Raw genomic sequence first — 8,265 nt, forward strand, 5'->3', positions numbered from 1 at the left:
TCGCGCTGAGCGTTCGCGGCCTGACCCGGCTGCATGGACTGCGACGGCGGCGTGGCCTGATGTTGTTGAGTGGCCGTAGTGGATTGACGGCCCATGCTGCGGCCACCGCCCATGCGGCGAGCCTCGGCGTCTTCTGTAACGAGTGCACCGGCCATGATTACGCCAGCCAGCGCAACGACCCCGGCTTTCCTGAATAACGACTTCAGGAAACCCCGAGATTGGGGTAAGCGCGAATCGGACATTTCGAATCCTTTTAAAAAGTGGAACACTAAAATTTGGTCCCGACGTGTAACGCTACCACGCCACCTGACAAATTGTAATATTCGACTTGTTCCAGGCCAGCGCGTTCCATCATTGTTTTTAAAGTTTCCTGGTCCGGATGCATCCGGATCGACTCCGCGAGGTAGCGGTAGCTATCTGCATCTTTCGCTATCTTGTCTCCAAGCCACGGCAAGATCTTGAAACTGTACAGATCGTAGGCTTTCTTGAGCGGGTCCCAAACTTTCGAGAACTCCAGGACCATCACTTTCCCACCCGGCTTCACGACGCGATACATTTCGGCTAAAGCACCATCTTTGTGCGTCATATTACGAAGTCCAAAGGCAACTGTAATGATATCGAAATAATTATCGGGGAACGGAATCTTCTCTGCGTCGCAGATCAGCGTGGGCGTGATCACGCCTTTGTCGAGCAGCCGGTCGCGCCCGACGCGCAGCATCGATTCGTTGATATCCGTGTGCCAGACTTCGCCTTTTTCACCGGCCTGCTTGGCGAACGCTTTCGCCAGATCGCCCGTCCCGCCTGCCAGATCGAGCACTTTGTAGCCCGGCCGCACCTTCGCCTGGCCGATCGTGAACAGCTTCCACGCGCGATGCAAACCGCCCGACATCAGGTCGTTCATCAGGTCGTAATTGCTCGCGACTGAGTGGAACACGCCCGCCACCTTCTTCGCTTTGTCTTGTTCGTCGACCGTTTCAAAACCGAAGTGGGTCTTGCTCATCGCGTTTGTCCTCGCCTTTTGTTCGTGTAATTGGCCGAACCCTTCGAGCAGTCGGCCTGGTGCTGCGGCAAATCGCCGCTGCCAAATTTAAAATGGGTCAGTGGCAGTGTCCGCCGGACGCTTTCGGCGCCATCGGCGCGTCGCGATCGATGCCAGCCGCTTCCAGCTTGCCCAGATACTCCGCCCACAACTCGTCCTGGCGCACTGCGAGGTCGTGCAGGATGTCCCACGAATAAATGCCCGTGTTGTGGCCATCCGAGAAATTGAGCTGGAGCGCGTAGTGGCCAACGGGATCGACAGAAATGATCGATACATCGCGCTTGCCCGTCTGCAGCGTTTCCTGGCCGGGACCGTGCCCCTGAACCTCCGCCGACGGCGAATATACGCGCAATAGCTCGAACGCGAGGCGATACGTCTGATCGTTCGCGTATTGCAACTCGAGCGCGCGCGTCCTGGAATGCACGACGATGCCAGTCGGAATCGGCGTTTGTTTGGTAAGTCCGCTCATGTTGAGCCTTTATTGAAAGTCTTGGGCTATGACCCGAACGCCAGCGCCATTTCGCTGCGGACGGCTTCGCGAAGCAAGGTTGCCTGAGCGCGCCGGTTCGACAGCAGCGCATGCGAGACCGTGCGCTGGCGCGGCGCCCAGATGGGCAGCGGGAAACGGGAATCGTTGGAATGGCGGGGAATGACGTGCCAATGGACGTGAGGGACCTGGTTGCCGAGGCTCGCCAGATTCACTTTTGCGGGCGAGATGACGCGCCGGATCGCGCGCTCGACGCCGTTCACCGCCGACATCAGCTTTGCGCGGTCCGCGTTCTCGAGATCGGACATCTCGGCTACGTGCGCGGTCCAGATCACGCGACAAAACCCCGGCCAGTCGGGCTCATCGGCGAGGACGACGCGCAGCGCGTCGTCCGACCACAAGACGTCGCCGCCGTCTTCACGACAAAAAACACAGTCCATCGTTTTCCTCTAGCGAAACTACCCCGGTTCGCTATTACACCAGCACGCGCTCGATCCCGCCATCGTTAGCACGTGCGACGTAATCTTCCATCCAGCTCGCGCCGAGGACCTTGCGGGCAATTTCCACGACGATGTAATCCGCTTCGATGTTCGCATCCTCGTTGTACCGCGACAAACCCTGCAGGCACGACGGGCAGCTTGTGAGGATCTTGACGTCGGTACCGGTGGATAACGCGCCGTCCCCTGCTTTTAGCACTGAACCCGGCGCAGCGCCCGCCGTTCCTGCAGACGCGTTCGCCAGATTGATGCCGTTGGCGCCAGCTTCGGCCACAAGCGGAATGTCGCGCAACTTCGCCGCGCCCTTGCGGATTTCCTCTTCCTTGCGGAATCGGACTTGCGTGGAAATGTCCGGACGCGTGACCGCGAGCGTGCCCGATTCGCCGCAGCATCGATCGTTCTTCTCGATTTTGTATCCATCGTGCGCCGAGCCCATGATGTCGTTCACGAGCTTGATCGGGTCCATGGTCTTGATCGGCGAGTGGCACGGGTCGTGGTACATGTAGCGCGTGCCGCTCACGCCTTCCAGCTTGATGTTCTTTTCAAGCAAAAATTCGTGGATATCGATGATCCTGCAGCCCGGGAAGATCTTCTCGAATTCGTAACCAGCAAGCTGGTCGTAGCAGGTTCCACACGACACGACCACCGTCTTGATGTCGAGGTAGTTCAGCGTATTGGCCACGCGATGGAACAGCACGCGGTTATCCGTGACGATCTTTTCGGCTTTGTCGAACTGGCCTGCACCGCGTTGCGGATAACCGCAGCACAAGTAGCCCGGCGGCAAGACCGTCTGCACGCCCGCCTCCCACAACATGGCCTGCGTCGCGAGACCGACTTGCGAAAACAGGCGCTCCGAGCCGCAGCCCGGGAAATAAAACACGGCTTCCGTATCCGACGTGGTCGTTTTCGGATTGCGGATGATCGGGACGATCTTGTTGTCCTCGATATCCAGCAGCGCCCGCGCCGTCTTTTTTGGCAGATTGCCAGGCATCTTCTTGTTCATGAAGTGGATGACCTGCTGCGTCACCGCCGGCTTGCCGACCGTTGCCGGCGGTTTCGCCGTCTGCTTCTTCGTGAACTTCTTCAGCACGTCGTTGCCGAGACGTTGCGCCTTGTAACCGACGCCCATCATCGCCGTGCGGGCGAGGTTGATGGTCTGCGGGTTCGTGGCGTTCAAAAAGAACATGCCCGCCGCGTTGCCCGCGTTGAATTTCTTCTTGCCCATCTTGCGCAGCAGGTTGCGCATGTTCATGGTGACATCGCCGAAATCGATCTTCACCGGGCACGGCGTCACGCATTTGTGGCAAACCGTGCAGTGATCGGCGACGTCGTTGAACTCGTCCCAGTGCTTGATCGATACCCCGCGACGCGTCTGCTCTTCATACAGGAATGCTTCGACCAGCAAGGACGTGGCGAGGATCTTGTTGCGTGGGCTGTACAACAAGTTGGCGCGGGGAACGTGCGTGGCGCAAACCGGCTTGCACTTGCCGCACCGCAGGCAATCCTTGATGGAATCGGCGATCGCGCCAATATCCGATTGCTGCATGATCAGCGATTCATAACCCATCAGCCCGAAACTCGGCGTGTAGGCGTTACGCAGATCGGCGCCCGCGAGCAGCTTGCCCGCGTTGAAGCGGCCGTTCGGATCGACCCGTTGCTTGTACGCCCGGAATTCGCCGATTTCTTCTTCCGTCAGGAATTCCAGCTTCGTGATGCCGATACCGTGCTCGCCCGAAATCACGCCGTCAAGGTCACGCGCGAGCTTCATGATGCGTGCGACCGCGACGTGCGCGTCCTGCAGCATCTCGTAGTTATCGGAGTTGACCGGGATGTTCGTGTGGACGTTGCCGTCGCCCGCGTGCATGTGGAGCGCGACGAACACGCGGCCACGCAGCACCGTCTTGTGGATGTTCTGTGCTTCTTCGAGGATCGGCTTGAACTCGCCGCCATTGAAGATATGGCGCAATTCCGCGCGCAGTTCCTGCTTCCAGGAAATGCGGATGGTGCGGTCTTGCGCGACATCGAATACGCGAACGCCTTGCTGTGAATCCACGCGATCCGCGAGCTTCTCGGCGAGACCTTCGTAACCGAGTTGAACCAGATAATGCTGCGCTTCGCGCAACGGCATATCCAGCTTTTCGCCGACGAACGTCCAGCGTTCACGCACGCGCTTGAGCAGATCGAGCGCTTGCTGCACGCGGTCTTCGAGCAACTCGGCGCTCGGAATTTCGTTCGCGTCGTCGCTCTTGCCAAGCGGCAGCTTGCCGGCCTTGAAGAAGGTTTCGAGCGCATCGACCAGTTGCAGCTTGTTCTTGATCGACAACTCGATATTGATCCGCTCGATTCCATCCGTGTATTCGCCCATGCGGTTGAGCGGAATCACGACGTCTTCGTTGATCTTGAACGCGTTCGTGTGCTTGGCGATAGCCGCCGTGCGCGAACGATCCAGCCAGAAACGCTTGCGCGCCTCGGCGTTCACCGCAACGAAACCTTCACCGCTCTTGCCGTTTGCCATGCGCACGACTTCGGACGTTGCCTGGGCGACCGCATCCGGATCGTCACCGACGATGTCGCCAATCAGCACCATCTTCGGAAACGCGTTGCGCTTGCTTTTGGTCGCGTAACCGACGGCGCGCAGATAGCGTTCGTCGAGATGTTCGAGCCCGGCGAGGATCGCGCCGCCCTGCTTCGACGTCTCGAACAAATAATCCTTGATCTCCACGATGCTCGGAATCGCGTCGCGCGCCTGGCCGAAAAACTCCAGGCAGACCGTGCGCGTATGCGCGGGCATCTTGTGCAGGATCCATCGCGCCGATGTGATCAGCCCGTCGCAACCTTCCTTCTGAACGCCGGGCAGACCCGACAGGAACTTGTCCGTCACGTCCTTGCCGAGCCCTTCCTTGCGGAACTTCGTGCCGGAGATATCGAGCGATTCCGTGCGCAGCAGTTTTTCGCCCGGCGCGCGCGAACCGTCGAACCAGTCGAGCCGGAAACGCGCCACGGGAATATCGTGGATCTTGCCGAGGTTGTGGTCGAGGCGCGTGATCTCGAGCCAGTTGCCTTCCGGATCGACCATGCGCCACCACGCGAGGTTGTCCAGCGCGGTGCCCCACAAAACGGCCTTCTTGCCGCCGGCGTTCATTGCGACATTGCCGCCTACGCACGATGCATCCAGCGACGTCGGGTCCACGGCGAACACGAATCCGGCCTGCTCGGCGGCTTCGGTCACGCGGCGGGTCACGACGCCCGCGCCCGAGAAAATGGTCGCGACCTTGCCATCGACACCCGGCAGATCCGTCATCTCGACGGGACCGAGCTGTTCCAGTTTTTCCGTGTTGATGACGGCCGCGAACGGCGTCAGCGGGATCGCGCCGCCGGTGTAGCCCGTGCCGCCTCCGCGCGGAATCACGGTCAGTCCGAGTTCGAAACACGCCTTGATCAGGCCGGCGATCTCGGCTTCGGTATCGGGCGTAAGCACCACGAACGGGTATTCGACGCGCCAGTCGGTCGCGTCCGTCACGTGGGATACACGCGATAACCCGTCGAACTTGATGTTGTCTTTCTCGGTGACCTTGCTGAACACCTTCGATGCCTTCTTGCGCAAATCGTAGGTCTGCTCAAACTCCTTTTTGAAGTCCTCGACCGCGCGGCACGCGGCGCTGATCAGCAACTCCACGCGCGCAGCACGGTCGCGGCCGGCATCGTCCTGATGTTGCGAGAGGTCGGCCTTACGACGCTTCTCGATATCGCCCAGACGATGGTTCAGCGCTTCGATCAACAATGCGCGGCGTTTCGGATTGTCGAGCAGATCGTCCTGCAGGTACGGATTGCGGCGCACCACCCAGATGTCGCCCAGCACCTCGTAGAGCATGCGTGCCGAGCGGCCCGTGCGGCGTTCGCTGCGCAAATTGGCGAGCGCGGCCCACGCTTCTTCGCCCAGCAGGCGGATCACGATTTCGCGATCGGAGAACGACGTGTAGTTATAGGGAATTTCGCGCAGGCGCGGCTCGGTATCCAGGGCCACGGCATGCGCGGCGCCGTTCGGATCGAAGGCTTGGGGTGCGTTCATATTCGACAGTTCGGTGGGCCGGCGCCCGCGCTGTTGGAAGCAGAAGCAGCGGTATAGCCGGCATTGCGCGGGGAAGCGCAGTTTTTCGAGTGAAACTTTTTTAGTGAAGGTGCTCGCCGGCAGAGGGTGGCAAGCGATGCAAAACCTTCGAAGGTACCGGAATCAGCGCCACGATCGCGCATGTCGCGCTAATTGCGCACGAAATTTCGCAGCCGCGCGGGTTATGCGGCACAGCGCGCTGCACTCGGGTTGAGCGTTGCGAGGAACATGCGTCAAAAAGCCGGTCCGGCACTGCCGTTGCATCTTCCGATCCTGTATCGAAAAGCGAATTCTAACCCATCGCGATATTCGCCGTTCGCGCTCGCTAGCGGGTTGAAGGGCTTTATGCATGCGCTTTTCGGACGGCTTTTTGGCGATTTTTGCGCGTCCGGCGGTTTTACCTTGCCGCCAGTACCAGCCGGACGATACGCGCCATGATCGCCCCGGTCTGAGCGGCCAGTTGTTCCGCGGGCGGCGATACAGCCGATGTCGCCACCGCCAGCCGCAACCCCGGCGCCCACAGCGCAAACTGTCCGCCGTATCCCCAGCCCAGTACAACCGGATTACCGTGGATCACACCGGTGAACCACAAGTAACCATAACCGATGTTCGAAACATGCCTGACACGCCAGCTCGCCGCGCCATGGGAGTGCGTGCTGTCGCTCACCCAGGCGCCGGGAATCACGGTACGGTCATGCCACTTGCCGTCATTGGCCATGACCCAGATCAATTTCATCAGGTCGCGCGGACGCAGCGCCAGGCCGGCGAAGCTCAGCGACCGGCCGGCGTTGTCGCGGGCCCATTCGTAGCGCTCGATGCCAAGCGGGGCGAAGAGATCGCGCGCGGCGAGATCGGCGAGATCGAGGCCTTCTGCCCTCGACAGGATCGGCGAAATCAGCGAAACGGCCGGGTCGTTGTAGATCCAGGGCGGTGGCGATGTTGGATCGGCAGGAAGAGCGAGCGCCATGGAGACCAGATCGGGCGCGCTCATGAGTTCGTCGTAACGCGCTTGCCAGTCGTAGGTGAGACCCGCCCTCCCCGAAAGGATTTGCGCGAGGGTTACGCCGGCTGCGGGTGAATCAGGCGCCTTGGCCACCGCTTCCGGCAAAAGCTCGCGCACCGTCGCCCTCAATCCTCCTCGGATCCCGCCACGCTGCAACGCCTGTCCGACCAGCATGGAGGTCACGCTCTTGGTAATTGAATTGAGCGGCTGGAGGTCGTCGGCTGACGCGCCGCTGTAATAGCGTTCGCCAACCAGCGATCCGTTGCGGACCACGAGCAGGCTGCGAAGGCCGGGTTCGCGCGCTCCGTTGTCCAGCACGTCGGCCAGCACGCTGGCGTCGAATTCATGCTTCTCACGTTTGTCTGTCAGCCAGTCTGAATGCATATCCAATCCACCGTGAACAGTTGAATGAACCCGCAAGCATGACCGGCGCGTGTCTCAGGGTTTGGGCGCGGACGGTCAAGTAGACGCGGAGCCACAGCTATTCTTCGCCCGGCCAGACCACCACGCGCGAAATATGCGGAAAAGTGACAATCGTCGACTCTCGTCGGGGAAGGCGGATTGCGGGCGCCGGCGGTGCGCTAACGAAGTCGAAGACCGCCCGAGCCGGGCGCCGGCGGCCCCCTGAGCTATCATTATTGCTTTCGCTCAAAAATGGCGTGCTCCCGAGCGCGCGAACGGCTCCTGCATGGCACACCCTGATTACCTGAAGAAAGTCCTGACCGCGCGCGTCTACGACGTCGCCCGCGAAAGCGAACTCGAACCCGCCCGCAATCTGTCCGCGCGACTGCACAACTCGGTCTATCTGAAGCGCGAAGACAACCAGCCGGTGTTCTCGTTCAAGATTCGCGGCGCGTACAACAAGATGGTGCACCTCCCCGCCGATATCCTCGCTCGCGGCGTGATTACGGCATCGGCGGGAAATCATGCTCAAGGGGTCGCCTATTCCGCCACGCGGCTCGGCTGCAAGGCCGTGATCGTCGTGCCGGTGACCACGCCGCAAGTGAAGCGCGAAGACAACCAGCCGGTGTTCTCGTTCAAGATTCGCGGCGCGTACAACAAGATGGTGCACCTCCCCGCCGATATCCTCGCTCGCGGCGTGATTACGGCATCGGCGGGAAATCATGCTCA

The 8,265-nt window shown here is 60.6% G+C and carries 6 protein-coding genes and 1 pseudogene; 1 reads left to right on the top strand and 6 read right to left on the bottom strand.

All coding sequences use genetic code 11. The annotated features are described in order from the left end of the window. The 6 genes and pseudogenes from ACRXB1_RS23925 to ACRXB1_RS23950 all read right to left on the bottom strand — a co-directional run. A pseudogene (locus ACRXB1_RS23925) lies at nucleotides 1-242 on the bottom strand (hypothetical protein); the annotation flags it as partial. 26 nt (nucleotides 243-268) lie between these two features. Beyond that, nucleotides 269-1,000 carry a bifunctional demethylmenaquinone methyltransferase/2-methoxy-6-polyprenyl-1,4-benzoquinol methylase UbiE gene (gene ubiE, locus ACRXB1_RS23930; RefSeq protein WP_061998400.1) on the bottom strand — a complete coding sequence of 244 codons (732 nt, stop codon included), beginning with the start codon at nucleotides 998-1,000 and terminating at the stop codon, nucleotides 269-271. A 97-nt stretch (nucleotides 1,001-1,097) separates the two neighbouring features. Beyond that, the gene (locus tag ACRXB1_RS23935; RefSeq protein ID WP_449493440.1) at nucleotides 1,098-1,508 is read right to left on the bottom strand and encodes a gamma-butyrobetaine hydroxylase-like domain-containing protein; all 411 of its coding nucleotides are present in this window, start codon (nucleotides 1,506-1,508) and stop codon (nucleotides 1,098-1,100) included. Nucleotides 1,509-1,534: 26 nt separating this feature from the next. Beyond that, nucleotides 1,535-1,966: an HIT family protein gene (locus tag ACRXB1_RS23940; RefSeq protein WP_449493441.1), complete on the bottom strand. Its 432-nt coding sequence runs from the start codon at nucleotides 1,964-1,966 to the stop codon at nucleotides 1,535-1,537. Nucleotides 1,967-2,000: 34 nt separating this feature from the next. Beyond that, on the bottom strand, nucleotides 2,001-6,092 hold the full coding sequence (locus ACRXB1_RS23945; protein ID WP_061998397.1) for a DUF3683 domain-containing protein: 4,092 nt from the start codon (nucleotides 6,090-6,092) through the stop codon (nucleotides 2,001-2,003). Between the two features lie 436 nt (nucleotides 6,093-6,528). Continuing rightward, the gene (locus tag ACRXB1_RS23950; protein WP_449493442.1) at nucleotides 6,529-7,518 is read right to left on the bottom strand and encodes a serine hydrolase domain-containing protein; all 990 of its coding nucleotides are present in this window, start codon (nucleotides 7,516-7,518) and stop codon (nucleotides 6,529-6,531) included. A gap of 304 nt (nucleotides 7,519-7,822) precedes the next feature. On the opposite strand from ACRXB1_RS23950, the gene ACRXB1_RS23955 reads away from it, so the two are divergent. Next, the coding region (locus ACRXB1_RS23955) for a pyridoxal-phosphate dependent enzyme (RefSeq protein WP_449493443.1) at nucleotides 7,823-8,265 on the top strand (443 nt) is incomplete at its 3' end.

The organism is Caballeronia sp. M23-90, from assembly GCF_053574605.1.